This window comes from Acidovorax sp. GW823-FHT01C06 (assembly GCF_058798375.1).
In genome coordinates this window covers 22,129-40,107 of sequence record NZ_JBXAKN010000006.1, presented here as the reverse complement: position 1 = coordinate 40,107, position 17,979 = coordinate 22,129, and the positions used below count along the sequence as shown (strand labels likewise).

Genomic DNA, 17,979 nt, shown 5'->3' with positions numbered 1-17,979 from the left:
GCGAACGACAGCAGGCTGTCGGTCACCGGGCGGCGCGACAGGTCTCCCGCCACGGTGAGGTTGTCGGTGAGGGCCGTGCGGTATCGCACGCCGGCCGTGACGTCCGACTGGCCGAAGCCCAGCGGCGTGCTGCCGATGTCGGCCCGGAAGCCGCCGTTTTCATAGCCCACGCTCAGCCCGATGCCGCTGTCGCTCTGCGACCCCGCCGCGCGCTCGGGCATGTCCAGCGCGGTGACCGGGCCGCCGCCAAAGCGGCTGACGGTGCCGTACGGAGACCCGGGCGATCCCGCGCTGGCGCCCGTGGGGGTCACGCCCAGGAGCAGGTGCCCGTCGCCCACGCTCATCTTCAGCTGGACGGGGGCTTCGATCTCGGAATGCTGGCTCATGCCCGCCTCGCCCTGCCGGGCACGCGCCGTGGCACCGACCGAGAAGCTGGATATCTGGCTTTGCTGGACTTCCCGCAGCTCGTCGCGGGCCGTACGGGGCCGCGCAGGGTCCGGCACGTTGCCCATCCCGGCCGTGGCCCAGGCCGAGGGAGCCGCCGCGGCAGGCGCACCACCGCGCTGCAGCGGCTGGGGTGCCGCCGCATACCCGCCATAGGCCTGCGCGGGCGTGAGGTAGCCCCCGCTGGCGGCGGGCTGCGCAGGCACCTGGGAGGCGGACGGAGCAGCGTACGCGGGCGCCACGGCCGGTGCCGCGGGCGCGGCGGCGGACGACCGCTGGACGGGGGCCTGTGGCGCCGCGCCGCGTGTCGCCGTGGCGCGGCGCGCGGTGCCTGCGGATGCAGCCGCATCGGCCACCGCGGCCGGGCTGGCGGCCTCGGGGTAGTAGCTGGCGGGCGTCATGGGGGCGGCCGGGGCGTAGGCCTGTGGCGCCGTGCCAAAGCGGCTGGCCCCCGCCGGATCCGGAATGTACAGGCCTGCGGGCGCATTGCTGCGCGCCACGGGCTGCGGGGCGTACTGCTGGGGGGTGTAGCCCACCGGCGAGCGCACTGCCGTCGTGGCGGCGCCCGGCACCGACAGCCCACCGCCGGCACGCTGGAACTGCTGCCCGGCGCGCTGGGCGAATGGATTCCCGGAGCGCGCCGGACCCGCCGGCACGCCACTGGCGGCCAGCACGGCATCGCGCTGCGCGTTTTCGGCCGCAACGGCCGCCGTGAAGAACTCGGTGGCCTTGGAGTTCTTGCCTTGCGCGCGGTACAGCCGCCCGGTGGCGGTCAGCACCTCGGGATCGCGGGGTGCGCGCGCCAGCGCCACGGACAGCAGCGACTCCGCGTAGCCGTAGTCCTTGGCGCCGGTGGCCATGGCCGCGGTCTGCAGGAGCAGGGACACATCATTGGGCGACTTTTCCAGCAGCCGCGCATACAGCGCCTGCGCCTGGGCATAGTCGTTGTTGGCCGCGTACATGCGGGCCAGCGCCGCCATGGCCAGGGGTTCGTCGGGCTGCTCGGCCAGCAGGGGGGCGAGCGTGTCGTAGGCGGCGACCAGGTCGCCCGCTTCGCGCAGGCCCTCGGCCTGGCGCACGATGTAGGCCCGGCGGATGTCGCTGAAGCTCTTGCGCTCGCGGTCGTTCATGGGGGCGGTCTGCAACTGCCGCAGGATGCCCGCCAGTTCCACGTCCTGCTGGGTCTTGAGCAGGGTCGCCGCGTATTGCAGGCGCAGGCCCACGTCGGGCCGGGCGGTGCGTGCCAGCACCTGGCGCACCATGCCCAGGGCGCGCTGCGGCTCGCCCGCGTCCGCGTAGGCCAGGGCCATGGCCCCCAGCAGCTCGGGATCTTGCGTGGCAAAGGACTCCGCCTGCGCCAGGGCGGCCAGCGCCTCGGACTGCCGGCCTTGCGCCGCCAGCGCCGACGCCGCCGAGGCCTGCACATGCACCCACACGCGCTTTTGCAGCGCGGCGATGTCCCGGGTGCGGTGCTTTTCGGGAATGCGGTCCAGGAGGGCCAGCGCACCCGGCCAGTCACCGGCCTCGGAGGCCAGCAGGGCGCCCGCGTACAGCGCCTCGGGCATGTTGGGGTTGGACAGCAGCAGCCCGTCCATCACGCCGCGGGCCTCGGCCACCGCGCCCATGCGCAGGTACAGGCGCGCGAGGTCCAGCCGCACCCAGGGGCTGGCCGGGTCGTTCAGCAGCGCGTCTTCCAGCGCGGCGCGGGCAGCCGCGACATCGCCGCGCTCCGTGGCTGCGCGCGCCTGGCCCAGGGCCTGCGCGGCGCGCAGGCGCCCCAGGGCGCCCACTTTTTCCTGCTGCGAGGGGGACAGTTTCTCGACGAGCGCCAGCGCTTCGGCGGCCTTGTTGTTCTGCGCCAGCACGCCCACCAGGCCGCGCACCGCGTCGGGGTTGTCGGCCTGGCGCGCCAGCACGCGCCGGTAGGCCGCCTCCGCCGCGTCGTATTGGCCGTCTTCGACCAGCAGGTCCGCCAGATCGCTCTCCGCCGTCACCTCGGCGGGATTGAGCCGCACGGCCTGTTCCAGCGAACGCCGGGCCGCCGACGTGTCGCCGCGTTCGCGTTCCGTGGTGGCCTGCTCCACCAGGCTCCAGTAGGTGGCGCTGTCCAGGGCCTGCTTCCAGCGGCTGGCCGATCCGGCGCGCGAGGCGCGCTCCAGCAGCCCCCGCGCCTCGGCAAACCGCTCCTGGCGCAGCCGCAGGATGCCCAGGCCGCCCAGGGCGTCGCCATCGCTGGGGCGCGATTCGAGCACGTTCAGGAAGGCGGCCTCCGCCGCATCCAGTTCGCCGTCGTCCAGGGCCTGGAATCCTGCCGTGGTGCGCTGGCGCAGCGGATCGGCCGTGCGGCCGGGAGCGGCCTGGGACTGCTTTTGCAGGTTCTGCGCCTGCACCAGGCGTGTCTGCACCGCCGTGTCGCCAGGATTGGCGCGCAGGAACTCCTGGTACAGCGGGATGTCGGCCGAGCGATTGCCTGTCCAGGCCAGCGCCTTGCGCCAGCTTTCCGTGGCAGCCTTGCCCACGTCGGGACGCCCCGCCAGCCGCGCCAGCTGGGCGATGCCGTCGCGGCGCGTGGACTCGCGGTAGGTCAGGTGCTGCGCCAGGGCCAGCGCGATCTGCGGATCCTCGGGCGACTCCTGCGCCAGGCGGCTCAGGCCGCGGCGGGCTTCGTCCCAGCCGCCCGCCGTGGCGCCCAGGGTCTGGTAGTACTCCAGGGCCAGCGGCCCGGTGGGGGCGCGGTCTCCCAGCGCCGCCTGGTAGGTGCTCAGCGCCTGGCTGGCCTGGCCGCTGCGGGCCTGCTGGCGCGCGGTTTCGATCTGCGGCGCGCTGCGCCCCGTGCGGATGGACTCCTGCAGCCGGCTCACCAGGGGGCTGCGCGGGTGCGCCGCCTGCAGCTGGTTCAGGTAGCGCTGCGCGCCCTCGGGGCGCTGGGCATTGAGCTCCACCAGCGCCATCCCGTACAGCGCCTGGGCATTCTGCGGGTTGATGCGCAGCAGCTTCTGCCATGCCTCGCCCGCCCGCTCGGTGTCACCGCGCTCCTGCCAGTACTGTCCCTGGTCCAGCAGGGTCTGCTCCGCCCCGGTCTGCGCCCAGGCCGCGGCGGGCGCCATCAGCGAGGCCAGCAGCCCCATGGCCAGTGTGTGGTGACGACGACGTTTGGAGGACATGCCTTCCTTCTCCCTGCGAGGTTCCCGGCCACCGAGGTGCCGGGACTGTGTTGCGTGATTCAGAAAATACCGGGCGTGCTGCGCCTTGCCTCAACCTTTTTGCTTGAGCCGCGCCCGTGCGCGCGCCCTGAGCGACAGGTACATGATGATCGCAATCAGCACCGCCGCCGACACGCCCAGCAGGATCAGCAGCAGCGGGTTGCGCGAAAGAAACCACTGCGCGTACAGCAGGGGGCCCAGCTGGCCCACATGGTAGTTTTTCTCGGCGACCAGGCTGTCCACCTGCTTGCCGCGGATCACCGTGGTGCTGCCCTGCACGTGCTTGAGCAATTCGGCGTCCAGCAGGGCATCCATCACCTGCCCCAGCCCCGCGGGCTGGTTGCTGGCCACGAGCACCACGCTGCGGCCGCTGCGCAGGGGCGATTCAAAACCAGCCACCAGCGCATCGGTGCTGTTGCTGGAGAACGCGACCTGGTTGCGCCGCGCGTGCACGCTGGACTCCTGGCCAAAACCCCACCAGCGCAGCAGGCGGTTGGCGAAGTCCGACATCTGGAAGCTCTTCGCATCGCCCTGCAAGGCCGCGGGGATGGCGCTGGCCCACTGCTTGAGCAAGGGCTGGTTGCCGCCGGAGGCAATGACCAGCAGGTCCTTGTCGGCGAGCCTGTCCACCTGCTGGGCCTGCGCCACGGTCACGCCCAGGGCGGGGTACCCCGTCACGCGCCCCATGACGCCCATCAGCCCCAGGTAGGCCGTGTACTCCTGCACCCCCGGCTTGTCCGGCATGACCACGGCGGACTCCGAGAGATCGGCCATGCGGGTGAACGGGAACCCGGCATTGCCGAAGGCGGCCAGGTCGGGCATCGCGATGAAATGCGGGAAGCCGGAGATGTCGATGGTCGAATCGGCCTCCACCGAGCCGCGCACGTTGTCCAGCGGCACGTCCTTGCACGCGCCCTGCTTGACCACGTCGTAGTAGTAGTGCATCTGCAGCTGCGACTGGGCTGGCAGCTTGAACAGCGGGATGTGGAAGCTCTCGCGCTCCGGCGCCATCTCGCCCTTGGGCATCACCGTCGTCAACAGGCGGTCGAGCGCGCCCGGCTCCTCATGGTTCACCGCATGCAGCGGCAGGGACCGCAGGAACTGCTGGTTCACGTTGATATTGAGCGTGGACTTGTCCGCGTTGGGGCGCGGCGTATAGCGGTAGCGCAGGTCCACCGGGATGCCCTTCTGGCGCCACGCGAACAGGTCGGGCGGCAGGAAGAAGTTCACGCGGATCAGGTCGGGCGAATAACCGGACACGTTGAGCGCCTGGGCTTCGACCAGCTCGCCAAACTTCACCGGACGGTCGTTGGCCAGCCAGTTGGGCGCATCGTAGGGCTTGCGGGGCTTGAGTTCCGTGACCTCGGTGATCCGCGCCAGCGGGCCGGACAGGGCCGAGGAGCCGATGGCCAGCGCCTTGGCGGCCACGGCCAGCTCAGCCTCGTCACGCCCCATGACCAGCAGCAGCTTGCCGTTGCGGTCGGCCGGGTGGCTGACCACAGCCACCGTGGGGCCCTGGATTTCGGGCAGCGCCAGGCCCGCCGGGGCCTGGCCCCGGCCGGCCACCATCACGACGGCATTGCCGCGCGGTGGCAGTTCGCCAATGAAGGAGGGGAACTTCGCGCCCCGGAAACCCGCCAGCGCGCCGAACCAGGAAGACATGGTTCCCGCGGCCTGCAGCATGCCCGCGTTGGGCGCCGCGTTGAACACGATGGGCAGGTCCAGCGGCCGCACGTCCCGGCGGTCGAAGAACGGCTGGGGCAGCAGCGCCAGATCGTTCGTCTGCGCCACCGGCGCGACGGTGAGCTCCAGCACGCTGTCGTTGCCGATGTTGGCCCACAGGCTGGAGTGCAGCGGGTCCTCGCACTCCATGGTGTAGTGGCCGATGAGCTGCAGGTTCAGCCGGTTGAACTCGGTGATGAGGCGCGGCGGGATGGTGATCTCGCGCTGCAGGTTCTCGCCCGCCTGCTGCGTGGTCACCGGAATCGTCGCGGCCACCTGCTCGTTCACCAGCACCTTGATGTGGGACAAGTTGGTGAGCAGGGCGGGCGAGTACGAATAGTTCAGCTTCAGCCGGGCGCCGGTGACCACCTCGTCGCCGCGCACGCTGAAGGCCACGCCGCTGGTGCCGTCCACGCCCCGCAGTTGCAGGGGAAAAAGGGCGCCCAGGTCCTTGAAGCTGGTGCGGTGCACGCGCACGCCGCCGTCGGACTGCGGTGCCGCCGCCGCCGCGTCCACGCCGGCCGCCACGGGCGCGGGGGCGGCGGAGAGCTGCGAAACCGGCACGGCCGTCCCTGCCAGTACCAAGGCCAGCATGGCAGGCAGCATGCGCTTGCGCGGCAGCCGCGCTGTCGGATGTCTTTTGGAAATCATGGTGTGGAGTCTTTGGAAACAGGGAAAGGCTTGGAACGTGTCGGTGTTCTCAGCGGGGCTTCAGGGACTTGACGGCCGAGACGGTCAGCTGCCCCATGCCGCGCAGCCCGATCACGATCACGCTTCGGAGCGAGCGCAGTGGCTTGTCGCGCTGGCCGGTGCCCCAGCTGGTGATCCACGCATCGGCCCGCGCGAAGGTCAGCGACGCCAGCTCGGCCTGCTGGTGCAGGCTGAGGTTGTCGAACTTCACGCCCAGGCGGCCCTTGCCGCTGAACGTGACGACCGCGGGAAAGACACCTTCTTCGTCCGACCGGAACAGCGACACCGAAAGGCGGCTGCCCATGGGAATGTCGCTGTCCGGGGGCACGGACAGGCCCAGCCCGTGCTGGGAAAAGTCTTCGGTCTTGCACACCAGCGTGCGCCCGTTGTCGAAGCGGATCACGGCGGGCAGGGAGGCGGCCACGCGCGGCGTGCCCCGGATCTGGCGGGTCTCGCTGGCCACCGCGACGCTGGCGCCCAGCAGGATGACGTTGTAGGTGGTCCAGACCATGTTGATGACCAGCGTCGTGGTTTCATCGCCCGCCGACGAGAACAGCTTCCAGATTCCCACCGCGAACCCGACGAGATTGATGAGGAGCAGCACCACGTAGGGCCGTGCGATGGTCCAGTCGAAATAGGCCTTCTCGATCACCCCGCCCTTGGCCGTCACGTTGAACTTGCCCAGCTTGGGGTTGATGAACGCCACCAGCACCGGGCGCATGATGTACCAGGCCAGCACCGATTCGTACACCTCGTTCCAGAACGAATGGCGAAAGCGCCCCTGGATGCGGGAGTTGGTCACGCTGGCGTGGGCCAGGTGGGGCAGCGCGTAGGCGGTGATCATCAGGGCGGTGGCCTGGAACACGTGCGCGCCAAAGAACAGGTAGGCCAGCGGCGCCGTCAGGAAAACCAGGCGCGGCAGGCCGTAGAAGAAGTGCAGCATCGCGTTCAGGTAGCACAGGCGCTGCCCGAACTTGAGGCCCTTGCCGAACAGCGGATTGTCGGTGCGCGCGATCTGCGCCATGCCGCGTGCCCAGCGGATGCGCTGGCCCACGTGGCCGGACAGGCTCTCGGTGGCCAGGCCCGCGGCCTGGGGCACCTCGAGGTAGGCCGTGTTGTAGCCCAGGCGGCTGAGCTTGAGCGCGGTGTGCGCGTCCTCAGTCACGGTTTCCACCGCGATGCCGCCCACTTCCAGCAGCTCCTTGCGGCGGATGATGGCGCAGGAACCGCAGAAGAACGAGGCATTCCACAGGTCATTGCCGTCCTGCACGATGCCGTAGAACAGTTCGCCCTCGTTGGGCATGCGGTGGAACGTGTCCAGGTTGCGCTCGAACGGGTCCGGCGAGAAGAACACGTGCGGCGTCTGCAGCATCACCAGGTTGGTGTCCTTGAAGAACCAGCCCATGCAGATCTGCAGGAACGAGCGCGTGGGAATGTGGTCGCAGTCGAAGATGGCGATGTATTCGGAGTGCGTGACCTTCAGCGCCGCGTTGATGTTCCCGGCCTTGGCATGGTGGTTGTTGTCGCGGATCAGGTAGCCCACGCCCAGCTCTTCGCAGAATTCGCGGAACTCGGGGCGGCGGCCGTCGTCGAGCACGTACACGTGAAGCCGGTCGGCCGGCCAGTCCAGGCTCATGGCCGAGAACACGGTCTGGCGCACCACTTCGAGCGGCTCGTTGTACGAAGGGATGAACACGTCCACGCTGGGCCAGGTGCTGATGTCCTGGGGCATGGGAACCGGGCGACGTTGCAGCGGCCACGCCGTCTGGAAGTAGCCGATGAGCAGCACCGCGAACGCATACAGCTCCGCCAGCACCAGGCCGTACCCGAAAGCCGCATCCAGCAGGTTGGTGAACCCGATGGTGTCCGTGAAGCGCCAGTAGATGTAGCGCGACGACGCCGAGATCGACAGCACGATCATGGCCAGCGTGGACAGGCGGCCGGGCGTCTTGCTCAGCAGCAGGGCGGCACCGAACGAGCCCACGGAAAAGAGGATCTGGCCCTGGAGGTCGAGCGGCACGCTGATGACCAGCCCCATCAGGAGGGCGCTGAACACCACCGCCGCGACACGCACCACGGGGTGCTGCCACAGGTTCCACCCGGTGATGGCATGCACCACGGTGCGCCAGCGGGCCTGGGGGCTGTGGGAGTCGGCGTCGGCGACTTCGTCGGCCCGGGGACGCTGGTCGACGCTCATCGCGCGGCCCCCGCCAGCGGCAGGCGCAGGCGCTGCGCCAGGACGCGCGCGCAGGCGCGCAGATCATCGGCCGCCTGGCCCTGTGCGTCGTACTCCAGCACGCTCTGGTCGTAGGCCAGCGCTTCGCGCACGGCCTGGTCCTCGTGGATCACGCCCACCAGCCGCTCGCCCAGGTTGTCCTGCATGACGCGCGTGATGTCCTTGGACAGCTGGCGCGCGCCGTCGGCCTGGTTGAGCACATAGAGCGTTTCGGAAAAGTCGGGGCGCGGCGTGCAGTACGTGTGCACCAGGCGCTGCATCAGGGCGAGCGAGGCATACGATGCCGCGTCGGGCAGGCTGACCACGACGACCACCTGGGCCGCCGCCAGCGCCTGCTGCATGTAGACGGAGGGGCCGGGCGGCGTGTCGATCAGCACGACCGCGTCCTGCGGCAGTTCCAGGCTCTCCAGCTGCTGTGCCAGCCAGTGCGGATGCGCATCCAGATGCCGCTCGAAGGCCACGCGGTCGGCCTCGTTCACCACCCCATAGGGCAGCACATGCACCCCCGAGGGGCTTTCCACGCAGACGGAGGCCCAGCCTTCGCCCGCCAGGCTGGCCCGGGACACGCCCGCGAGGGAGCGGGGATCGGCCCCGAAGTGCAGGCCCAGCGCATTCTGAGGGTCCATGTCCACCACCAGCAAGGTCGCCACGCCCTGGCGCTCCAGCGCGGTGGCCAGGTTCGCGGTCAGTGTCGTCTTGCCCACGCCGCCCTTGGCAGAAACGATGGCAATCACTTTCATGGGTGGCCCTTGCGAGGCTGCCAGGCCGCTGCGGGCCGGGCCGGGGTGTCGCCCGCGCCCGCCAGGCGCGCAAACACCGACGGCAGATCGGCGGGCAGCGAACCGGGTTGCACCGCCGCCGCATCGGAAGGGGAAGGGGCCGCCGCGGTGCGCAGGCCGGCCAGGCCGGCCAGGGGCGAACGGGCGGCCAGCGCGGCCGACGGTGGCACGCGGTCCGCCGGGGTCATAGGCGCAGGCATGGGCGTGGGCGCCACCACGGGCGGAGGAACCTCGGCCGCAGGCCGCGCGGCGGGTTGCGCCCAGCCCGCGGGGACGGGCCGTGCCGAAGCCGGCGCGGGCGCGAAGGCCGCCTGGGGCGTCGGGGCGCCGGGGGCGCCGGCGCGGCGGTCTACGGAAGGAACGTCATCGGCGACGGCGTCCCGGACGGCCGACACCAGGGGCCAGCGCTCCCTGGAGAGCTTGTGCTCCTGCTGGCGGGCCAGCTCATGGTAAGGGTCCGCCTTGGCGCCGAACTGCTGAAAGAGGTTCACGATGTCGTCTGAATGCTTCATGGGTCACCGTCAATGCCGAAACGTAGAAATCCGAAATCCGCAGGGCTCAGCGTGCCAGCTGGAGGTGCACGCACCCCCAGGCATCCGCGGGCTCGCGCTGCACCACCTTGAGCTGGCCAGCGCCGGCCAGTTCGAACCAGCCCTGATAGACGCCCTCCAGGAAACCACCCGACCATGGTGCGTGGTCGGGCCCGAACGCAGCGGATACGGGCGACAGGCTGTGGTGGATGTCCAGTTGCGCCACGTCCTGCACCAGGCGGACCCAGCCCCAGTCGATGCGGGTCCACACGGCCGACATGGCCTGCTCCAGCTCCTGCAGGGTGGCGCACGCCGGCAGGGGATGCTCCGCCGCGAACCGTGCCCCCACCCGGAACATCAGCGCGCGCAGGTCTTCCGGCGCGAGTGCGGCGGCAAACTCCGACGCCAGGGCCTGAAAGAACCCCCTCCACTGGACCGTGCACTGCTGCTGGGCCAGGTGTTCGGCGATCTCGGGACTGGAGGGCATGGAAACGATGGAGGACATGGCGCGCACGCGAGCAAGCATCGGGCCGGTGATGGCCCTCGGCGGGGTGGACTAAGGGTTTACCATATGCATCGGTTGATACATGTGGTTTCAAACAGCGTTTGCAGGAATTTTAGGAGCCCTGCCCGCCGAAATGGCACTTGCCGCAGCGAACAGAAGGTCAACTTAGTTCAACTGGCGGTATCTACGTAGAGGGTTGTGGGTGCCACACCACATATCTTGCATCAATTGCTATTGAATTTTTCATTCGATAGTCAGTGACAATTGAAAAGCCCGCATTTGCGACCCGCCGCCAACTGGGCTGCGCTGGAAAAATTCCGAGTGTTTCAGTCTGTAGCCGACCCGATGACCCCGCCACCCAGGCACACCTCCCCGTCGTACAGGACCGCGCTCTGGCCGGGCGTGACCGCCCATTGCGCCTGGGAAAACCGCAGCTGGAAATCCGTGCCCGCCGCGCTGACGACCGAGCAGGCGGCGTCCTGCTGCCGATAGCGGGTCTTGGCGCCGTAGTGGCCGGGAACCGGTGGGTGGCCCGACGTCCAGCTGGCATCCTGGGCCTGCAGGGCGTGGGACAGGAGCCAGGGATGGTCATGCCCTTGCACCACGCGCAGCGTGTTCGTGGCGAGATCCTTGCGGGCGACAAACCAGGGCGCGTGATCGCCGCCGCCGCGCTGCACGCCTTTTTCCTTGATGCCGCCAATGCCCAGCCCCTGGCGCTGGCCCAGCGTGTAGAAGCTCAAGCCCACATGCTTGCCGATGGTGCGCCCCCGGTCGTCCTGGATGGGGCCCGGTGCGTGGCTGATGTAGCGGTTCAGGAACTCGCGGAACGGCCGCTCGCCGATGAAGCAGATGCCGGTGGAGTCCTTCTTCCTGGCGTTGGGCAGCCCGATCTCCTCGGCGATGCGGCGCACCTCGGTCTTGTGCAGCTCGCCCACCGGGAACAGGGTCTTGGACAGCTGGGCCTGGTTCAGGCGGTGCAGGAAGTAGCTCTGGTCCTTGGACGGGTCGAGCCCCTTGAGCAGCTCGAACAGGCCCGAGGCCGGGTTCCGGCGCACCCGCGCGTAATGTCCCGTGGCGATCTTCTCGGCGCCCAGGCGCATGGCGTGGTCCAGGAAGGCCTTGAACTTGATTTCGGCGTTGCACAGCACGTCGGGGTTGGGCGTGCGGCCGGCCTGGTACTCGCGCAGGAACTCGGCGAACACGCGGTCCTTGTAGTCGGCCGCGAAGTTGACGTGCTCGATCTCGATGCCGATCACGTCGGCCACGGCGGCCGCGTCCACGAAGTCGATGTTGGACGAGCAGAACTCGCTGTCGTCGTCGTCTTCCCAGTTCTTCATGAAGATGCCGACCACCTCATGGCCCTGCTGTTTGAGCAGGTGGGCGGTCACGGCGGAGTCCACGCCGCCGGAGAGGCCGACGACGACGCGCTGCTTGGGGGATGCTGTCATCGCACCGATTGTATTTTTTGTAGCGGCAGGGCACGCGCGGGCGCCAGGAACGCCCTGTCCCCCGGCAGGCCATCCGGCGGCCGGGGACAGGGCTGGGCGGAACTACACGAACTTGCCCGTGATGCCGCCGTCCACCACCAGTTCGGTGCCGGTCACATAGGCCGCCGCATCGCTGGCCAGGAAGGCGCAGGCGTGTGCCACGTCCCAGGCGGTGCCCATGCGGCCCATGGGCACCTGGCGGGCGCGCGCGGCGCGGGCCTCGTCGAGGCTGGCGTCCGAGAACATCTTCGCCACCGTGGTCGCGATGCGCGGCGTGTCGATGAGCCCCGGCACCACGGTGTTGGCGCGCACGCCCTGGCCCGCGTACTGCTGCGCCACCAGACGCGTGAAGTGGGTGACCGCCGCCTTGGTGACGCCATACGCCAGGTGCGGGTAGCCCAGGTAGCGCATGCCCGCGATGGACGAGATCGTGATGATCGAGCCCCGGCCCCGCTCCACCATGCCGGGCAGCACCTGCTGGCAGGCCAGCAGCAGGCTGTTCACGTTCACGCCGTGGATGCGGTCGAAGTCCTCGGCGCTGGTCTCCAGCGGGCCGCCGGTCTTGCCGATGCCCACGTTGTGGTGCAGCACGTCGATGGCGCCGCCGAAGCGTTCGCGCGCCTCGGCGAACAGGCGCTTCACCTCCGCCGCCTCGGCCACATCGCCCACGAAGGTGGCGGCGGTGCCGCCCTCGGCATGGATCAACGCCGTGGTCTCTTCAGCGGAGGCCGCATCGCGGTCGGCCACGCAGACGCTGGCGCCCAGGCGGGCGTAGGTCACGCAGGCAGCGCGGCCAATGCTCCAGCCCGGTCCGGCTGACCCGCCCCCGGCCACGAAGACCACACGGCCCGACAGGTCCAGCGGCAGGGCGGGGGGATGCGGTACGGCGCTCACGCCGGGCCGCCCTGGCCCGCGCCGCCGACGAAGGGGATCGCATGCTCCACCGTGTCCCAGATGAAGCGGCCCGACGGGCTGTTCTGCTCCTCCACGATGTGCGCCACCAGCCCGGCCGCGCGCGAGATCACGGCAAAGCCGCGCATCACCGCCGTGGGCACGCCGATCTCGCCGAGCAGCGCCGCCACCGCGCCCGTGGCGTTGATGGTGATGGCGCGGCCTGCGACCTCATCGACGGCGCTGGACAGCATCTCCAGCGCGCGGATCTTGTCGCCTTTCAGCTCGGCCTCGGCGCGGCCCATCTCCAGCAGCTTGTAGGCGCGCGGGTCCACGGGCTTGTGCAGGTGGTGGCCAAAGCCGGGCACGGGGGATTTCAGGCCCTTGTAGTGGCGTGCAATGGCCAGCGCTTCGGCTTCGGGGTCCTCAGCCGCCGCGATGCGGTCGAGCAGACTGGAGCAGTTCTCCATGGTGCCCACGAAGGAGCTGCCCACGGCCAGCAGGCCCGCACTCACGGCACCCTGCAGGTTCTCGGGCGCGCTCATGTAGATCAGCCGCGTGGCGATCGCACTGGGCGTGAGGCCGTGCTCCATGAGCACGATGAGCACCACGTCGGTGATGCGCAGGTCCACGCCGCGCGGCGCGCGGCCCAGGATCTGCATGAGCATCACCTCGGTGAAGGTCTTCTTCCCCATCAAGTCCTCGACCAGGTTCGCATCTCGGTAATGCAGGCTGGTGAGGGTGTGGGTGCACAGGCTGGTGACGGGGGTCTTGGAGGCGTTGGTGGTCATATGGATGGTTCCTTCAGGCCGTAGCGGCCAGTGCCGCATCGCGCACGGCGGACTTGAGCACCTTGCCCACGGGCGACCGCGGCAGGCTCTCGTGGAAATGGACGTGCTTGGGCGTCTGCACCGGCCCCAGGCGTTCGCGCACGAAGGCGATCAGCTCGGCCTCGCTGGCCTGCGCGCCGGGGCGCAATTGCACGGCGGCCTGCACGGTCTCGCCCCACTTGTCGTCGGGCAGGCCGAACACGGTGCATTCGTGCACGGCCGGGTGCTGGCCCAGCGCGTTCTCCACATCCACGGGGTAGACGTTGAAGCCGCCGGTGATCACCATGTCCTTGAGCCGGTCCTTGAGGTAGAGGTAACCGCGCTCGTCGATAAGGCCGCGGTCGCCCGTGTGCAGCCAGCCGTCCACCAGGGTCTCGGCGGTCTTCTCGGGCAGGCGCCAGTAGCCGGTCATCAGCAGGTCGCCGCGCGCCACCACCTCGCCCACCTCACCCGGGGGCAGCAGGCGGCCGTCGGGCGCCATGATGGCCACGTCGCTGAACCAGGTGGTGCGGCCCACGGCCGCCCAGTTGGCCGGGTCCTCGAAGTCCCCGGGCTGCATCACGGTGAGGATCTGCGGCGCCTCGGTCTGGCCGTAGGTGGTGCCCAGCACGGGGCCGAAGAAGTCGCGCACCTGGCGGATCTTCTCGGGTGGCATGGGCGCGCCGCCGTAGATGAGCCGGCGCAGGCGCGGAAAGTCCGCGCGCGATACGCCGGGCAGCGCCATCAGCATGTAGACCAGCGTGGGCGGCATGAAGCACACCGTGCCGCCGCGCTCGCGGAAGGCCGTGCGCACCGCCTCGGCGCCCGCGCCGGCCAGCACCACGTGGCAGCCGCCCTGCGCCAGGATGGGCAGCAGGTAGGTGGAGGTGCCGTGCGTGATGGGCGCGGCCACGATGTAGCGCTCGTGCTCGTCGAAGCCCCAGGCGTGGATCTGGTTGGTGATGTTGGCCATCCACGCGCGGTAGGGCTGCATCACGCCCTTGGGCGCGCCCGTGGTGCCGCCCGTGAACTTGATGGCCTGGGTCGCGTCGCCCGGCAGATCGATCACGGGGCGCGGCGCGCCGGCATGCGCGGCTGCAAGGTCCGCCAAGCCTGCGGTCGGCAGGTGGAAGCCAGGCGCGCCGTCGAGCAGCTCGGCGCAGGCCGCGTCCAGCACCAGGATGGAGGGCTCGGTCGCGTCGATGATGCGGCGGATTTCGGGTCGGGTGCTCTTGGGGTTGAGCGGCACCCAGACCTTGCCGCAGGCCAGCACCGCCAGCAGCGCAGCGATGTGGTCGGCGCTGTTGCCCGCGCAGATGCCCACGCGGCTTTGGGGTGTGGGGTCGATGGCGGTGAAGCCCGCCGCCAGCGCTGCCACGCGGGCGGCCAGCGCGTCGTAGCGGATGGCGCCCTCGGGCGCGTCGATGGCGATGCGGTCGGGCCAGCGCTGGGCGGCGCGCCAGAAGAAGTCGATGGGGAACATAGGGGCGGCAGGGGAGGTTGCGGGAGGTTGCGTATTACTCGGCCGATGCGCCCGATTCCTTGACGACCTCGCGCCAGCGCTTGATCTCGGCGGCGGCAAAGCCGCGCATCTTGTCGGGCGTGCCCCCATCGGGCGTGGCGGCCAGCTCCTGCAGGCGGTTGCGCACCTCGGGCTGGGCCAGCACCTTGTTGAGGGCCGCATTGACCTGCTCGACCACGGCGCGCGGCGTGCCCGCCGGTGCGGCCAGACCAAACCACGACTGCACGTCGAAGCCCGCATAGCCCGACTCGGCCAGCGTGGGCACATCCGGCAGCAAGGGCGAGCGCTGGGCGCTGGTGATGGCAATGGCGCGCAGCTTGCCCGCCTGCACATGCGGCAGCGCCGAGGGCGTGTTGTCGAACATCGAATCCACCTGGCCGCCCAGCAAGTCGGTGACGGCAGGCGCGCTGCCCCGGTAAGGCACGTGCAGCATCTTGAGCTTGGACTGCATCTTGAACATCTCGCCCGAGAGATGGATGGACGAGCCGCTGCCCGAGGACGCGAAGGTGATGCCGTCCTTGGACTCCTTGGCGTAGCGCACGTAGTCGGCCAGGTTCTTGATGGGCAGCCTGGGGTTGACCACCAGGATGTTCGGAATCCTGGCGATCATGCCGATGGGCTCGAAGTCCTTGACCGGGTCGTAGCCGAGCTTGGGGTACAGCGTGGCGTTGATGGTGTTGGCGATGGTGTAGACGTACAGCGTGTAGCCGTCGGCCGGCGCGCGCGCCACGGCCTCGGCGCCCACGTTGCTGTTGGCGCCCGCGCGGTTGTCCACCACCACGGGCTGGCCGAGCTGGTCGCCGAGCCTGGCGGCCACCAGCCGCGCGATCACATCGGTGGCGCCGCCGGCTGCATAGCCCACGACGAGCTTCACGGGCTTGGCGGGCCAGCCCGTGGCGCTGGCGGTCTGGGCCTGCAGGGGCAGGGCGGCGGTGCAGGCGATGGCGGCGGCCAGGGCCAGCAGGCGCCGGCGCGGGGCCGTGCCGGGGGTGGCAGAGGGGGTGGTGTGCGAGGTCATGTCTTGTCTCCTGGTGTGTCTGAAAATCCGTCTGGGCGCCCCGGCGGCGTGGCTCTGCGGCACACTGCGCGCTGGTTGCATCGACGGACAAATTCTTTCCCATGCCCTCCCGACCTGCGAATCGAAACGTCCGCCTGCCGGACGTTCCATCCCCGCCCGAAGCCCCCGACGACCCCGGCAGCCGCACGCTGCGCCGGGGCCTGCAGGTGCTGGACGCCGTGCTGGCCCAGGGTCGCGACGGCGCGCGCGTGGTCGACCTGTGCCGCGCGGCGGGGCTGGAGCGCGCCACCGTCTACCGCCTGCTGGCCACGCTGCTGGAGAGCGGCTATGTGGCGCAGCGCGGGCGCTTTCGCTACGTGGCGGGCCCGCGCCTTGCGGCCATGGCCGAGCCCGCGGGCCAGCCCAACATGGCCATGCGCCTGGCGCCCGTGCTGGAGCGCGTGAGCCGCGCCTGCGGCGATGCGGCCTTCGCCATCGTGCGCGAGGGGCCCACCTCGCACTGCATCGCCCGCCACGTGGGCACGCACCCGGTGCAGATCCTCGTGATCCAGGTGGGCACGCGCCAGCCGCTGGGCGTGGGCGCGGCGGGCCTGGCGCTGCTGGCCGCATTGCCCGATGCCGAGATGCAGGCCGCCATCGCCGCCAACGCGCAGGCGCTGCCGCGCTACGGCGGCATGACGCCCGAGCGCCTGGCCATCCTGGTGCGCGCCACGCGCGAGCGCGGCTGGTCGGTGGTGGGCAACCACGCCACCCAGGGCGTGCTGGCCGCCGGCATGGCCGTGCGCAACGTGGCCGGCGAGCCCGTGGCCGCGATCAGCGTGGCATCCACCGTGGACCGCATGCCGCGCGAGCGCCAGCAGCTCATCGCGCGCTGGATGCGCGAGGCGCTGGCGGCGCTGCTGCCGGGCGGGGTGTGAGCGGCCGGGCGCCAGATACTATCAAAACAGTAGCTGTCAGCGCTTATGGATAAAGCGCTACAGGCCTATTTCGACCAAAACCTCGGTCGCGCCGGAATGTGCGAACATCCGCCCCATCACGCGCCGTGATGGCCGCGGCCCCGAGGACCCCGATGGAACTGAGACAACTGCGCTACTTCGTGCGCGTGGTGGAGCGCGGCTCCATGAGCCGCGCCGCGCTGGACCTGGACGTGGTGCAGTCCGCGCTGAGCCAGCAGATCACCCGGCTGGAGGGCGAGCTGGCCACGCGCCTGCTGCACCGCACGCCGCGCGGCGTGGCGCCCACCGAGGCGGGGCTGGCCTTCTTCCGCGAGGCGCAGCTCACCCTGCGCCATGCCGACCAGGCCGTGCGCGCCGCGCAGCAGGCGCGGCTGTCGGGCACCGTCACCGTGGGCCTGGCGCCCACCACGTCGAGCGTGCTGGGCCTGCCGCTGATGCAGGCCATGCGCGCGCGCTACCCCGACGTGCGGCTGCACATGGTCGAGAGCATGTCGGGCCACCTCACGGCCATGCTCAACGCGCGCGAGCTGGACCTGGCCGTGCTGTTCGACACCCGCCTGCACCAGGCGCGCCAGGCCAGCGGCGCGCGCCGCTGGGAGATGGCGCCTTTGCTCGAGGAAGACCTGTTCCTCATCTGCGCGCGCAGCGGCCCCGGCAACCCCGGCGGCCGGCAGCTGCCCGAGACCCTGACGGTGGCCGAACTGGTCCATGAACCCCTGATCCTGCCCACCGGCCCGCACGGCCTGCGCAGCACGCTGGACACCGCCTTCGCGCGCGACCGCGTGGCGCCGCACGTGGTGCTGGAGGTGGACTCGCTCGCCATGGTGATGGCCGCCGTGGACGCGGGCCTGGGCTCCACCGTGCAGCCCTGGGCCGCCATGGGCCGCTACCCGGATGCCGCCCTGCGCTTCCAGTGCGCGCGCCTGACCGACGCGCCCGCGCGCCGCGTCAACCTGCTGTGCAGCCTGCCGGACGAAGAGCTCTCGCCCGCCGCGCTGGCCACGCGCGTGGTGGTGGCCGACTGCGTGCGCCAACTCGTGGCCACCGGCCAGTGGTTCGGAACGACATGGATCGGTGGCGAGGGCGCGCCCGCTTGAACCTGCCACGCGCTGCCATCTCGATCCGTGATACCCCCATGACCTGAGCCTGCTGCACGGAGGGCCCACGTCTCCCTACAGTCGCCATCA

12 protein-coding genes and 1 pseudogene are annotated in these 17,979 nt (G+C 70.4%); 2 read left to right on the top strand and 11 right to left on the bottom strand.

Annotation, left to right across the window (positions count from 1 at the left end):
* Positions 1 to 26 precede the first annotated feature (26 nt).
* The 11 genes and pseudogenes from AC1RCS_RS13920 to AC1RCS_RS13870 all read right to left on the bottom strand — a co-directional run.
* A pseudogene (locus tag AC1RCS_RS13920) lies at positions 27 to 3,551 on the bottom strand (tetratricopeptide repeat protein); the annotation flags it as partial.
* 147 nt (positions 3,552 to 3,698) lie between these two features.
* A complete protein-coding gene (gene bcsB / locus AC1RCS_RS13915) occupies positions 3,699 to 6,020 on the bottom strand; it encodes a cellulose biosynthesis cyclic di-GMP-binding regulatory protein BcsB (RefSeq protein WP_218339406.1) in 2,322 nt (773 codons plus the stop codon).
* Between the two features lie 49 nt (positions 6,021 to 6,069).
* The gene (gene bcsA, locus AC1RCS_RS13910) at positions 6,070 to 8,256 is read right to left on the bottom strand and encodes a UDP-forming cellulose synthase catalytic subunit (RefSeq protein ID WP_218297089.1); all 2,187 of its coding nucleotides are present in this window, start codon (positions 8,254 to 8,256) and stop codon (positions 6,070 to 6,072) included.
* Entirely contained in the window at positions 8,253 to 9,035 is a 783-nt protein-coding gene (bcsQ, locus tag AC1RCS_RS13905) for a cellulose biosynthesis protein BcsQ (RefSeq protein WP_218297088.1), read from the bottom strand. Before bcsQ ends, bcsA begins: the two co-directional genes overlap by 4 nt.
* Entirely contained in the window at positions 9,032 to 9,586 is a 555-nt protein-coding gene (bcsP, locus tag AC1RCS_RS13900; RefSeq protein ID WP_492245144.1) for a cellulose biosynthesis protein BcsP, read from the bottom strand. The genes bcsQ and bcsP overlap by 4 nt, the downstream gene beginning before the upstream one ends.
* A gap of 46 nt (positions 9,587 to 9,632) precedes the next feature.
* Positions 9,633 to 10,109: a cellulose biosynthesis protein BcsD gene (gene bcsD, locus AC1RCS_RS13895; RefSeq protein ID WP_492245143.1), complete on the bottom strand. Its 477-nt coding sequence runs from the start codon at positions 10,107 to 10,109 to the stop codon at positions 9,633 to 9,635.
* A 326-nt stretch (positions 10,110 to 10,435) separates the two neighbouring features.
* Positions 10,436 to 11,557, bottom strand: a complete 1,122-nt coding sequence (gene mnmA / locus AC1RCS_RS13890) for a tRNA 2-thiouridine(34) synthase MnmA (protein ID WP_218339404.1) — start codon at positions 11,555 to 11,557, stop codon at positions 10,436 to 10,438.
* 102 nt (positions 11,558 to 11,659) lie between these two features.
* Complete coding sequence (locus AC1RCS_RS13885; protein WP_218339403.1) at positions 11,660 to 12,490, bottom strand: SDR family NAD(P)-dependent oxidoreductase; 831 nt, start codon at positions 12,488 to 12,490, stop codon at positions 11,660 to 11,662.
* Positions 12,487 to 13,278 (bottom strand): citryl-CoA lyase, encoded by a 792-nt coding sequence (locus tag AC1RCS_RS13880; RefSeq protein WP_492245142.1) that lies wholly within the window; start codon positions 13,276 to 13,278, stop codon positions 12,487 to 12,489. The genes AC1RCS_RS13885 and AC1RCS_RS13880 overlap by 4 nt, the downstream gene beginning before the upstream one ends.
* 13 nt (positions 13,279 to 13,291) lie before the next feature.
* Positions 13,292 to 14,779 carry a class I adenylate-forming enzyme family protein gene (locus AC1RCS_RS13875; protein WP_492245141.1) on the bottom strand — a complete coding sequence of 496 codons (1,488 nt, stop codon included), beginning with the start codon at positions 14,777 to 14,779 and terminating at the stop codon, positions 13,292 to 13,294.
* Between the two features lie 34 nt (positions 14,780 to 14,813).
* Complete coding sequence (locus AC1RCS_RS13870; RefSeq protein ID WP_492245140.1) at positions 14,814 to 15,836, bottom strand: tripartite tricarboxylate transporter substrate binding protein; 1,023 nt, start codon at positions 15,834 to 15,836, stop codon at positions 14,814 to 14,816.
* Positions 15,837 to 15,937: 101 nt separating this feature from the next.
* Here AC1RCS_RS13870 and AC1RCS_RS13865 point away from each other — a divergent pair, with 101 nt between their 5' ends.
* Both AC1RCS_RS13865 and AC1RCS_RS13860 read left to right on the top strand, forming a co-directional pair.
* Positions 15,938 to 16,753 carry an IclR family transcriptional regulator gene (locus AC1RCS_RS13865; RefSeq protein WP_492245139.1) on the top strand — a complete coding sequence of 272 codons (816 nt, stop codon included), beginning with the start codon at positions 15,938 to 15,940 and terminating at the stop codon, positions 16,751 to 16,753.
* A 152-nt stretch (positions 16,754 to 16,905) separates the two neighbouring features.
* Entirely contained in the window at positions 16,906 to 17,889 is a 984-nt protein-coding gene (locus AC1RCS_RS13860; RefSeq protein ID WP_218297080.1) for a LysR family transcriptional regulator, read from the top strand.
* Positions 17,890 to 17,979: the final 90 nt, after the last annotated feature.

Bases quoted from the DNA above. Each gene is read 5' to 3' on its own strand.
- AC1RCS_RS13860 (WP_218297080.1), top strand. From the start codon at position 16,906: ATGGAACTGAGACAACTGCGCTACTTCGTGCGCGTGGTGGAGCGCGGC.
- bcsA (WP_218297089.1), bottom strand. From the start codon at position 8,256: ATGAGCGTCGACCAGCGTCCCCGGGCCGACGAAGTCGCCGACGCCGAC.
- bcsQ (WP_218297088.1), bottom strand. From the start codon at position 9,035: ATGAAAGTGATTGCCATCGTTTCTGCCAAGGGCGGCGTGGGCAAGACG.
- AC1RCS_RS13880 (WP_492245142.1), bottom strand. From the start codon at position 13,278: ATGACCACCAACGCCTCCAAGACCCCCGTCACCAGCCTGTGCACCCAC.
- bcsD (WP_492245143.1), bottom strand. From the start codon at position 10,109: ATGTCCTCCATCGTTTCCATGCCCTCCAGTCCCGAGATCGCCGAACAC.
- bcsP (WP_492245144.1), bottom strand. From the start codon at position 9,586: ATGAAGCATTCAGACGACATCGTGAACCTCTTTCAGCAGTTCGGCGCC.
- AC1RCS_RS13875 (WP_492245141.1), bottom strand. From the start codon at position 14,779: ATGTTCCCCATCGACTTCTTCTGGCGCGCCGCCCAGCGCTGGCCCGAC.
- AC1RCS_RS13870 (WP_492245140.1), bottom strand. From the start codon at position 15,836: ATGACCTCGCACACCACCCCCTCTGCCACCCCCGGCACGGCCCCGCGC.
- AC1RCS_RS13865 (WP_492245139.1), top strand. From the start codon at position 15,938: ATGCCCTCCCGACCTGCGAATCGAAACGTCCGCCTGCCGGACGTTCCA.
- mnmA (WP_218339404.1), bottom strand. From the start codon at position 11,557: ATGACAGCATCCCCCAAGCAGCGCGTCGTCGTCGGCCTCTCCGGCGGC.
- bcsB (WP_218339406.1), bottom strand. From the start codon at position 6,020: ATGATTTCCAAAAGACATCCGACAGCGCGGCTGCCGCGCAAGCGCATG.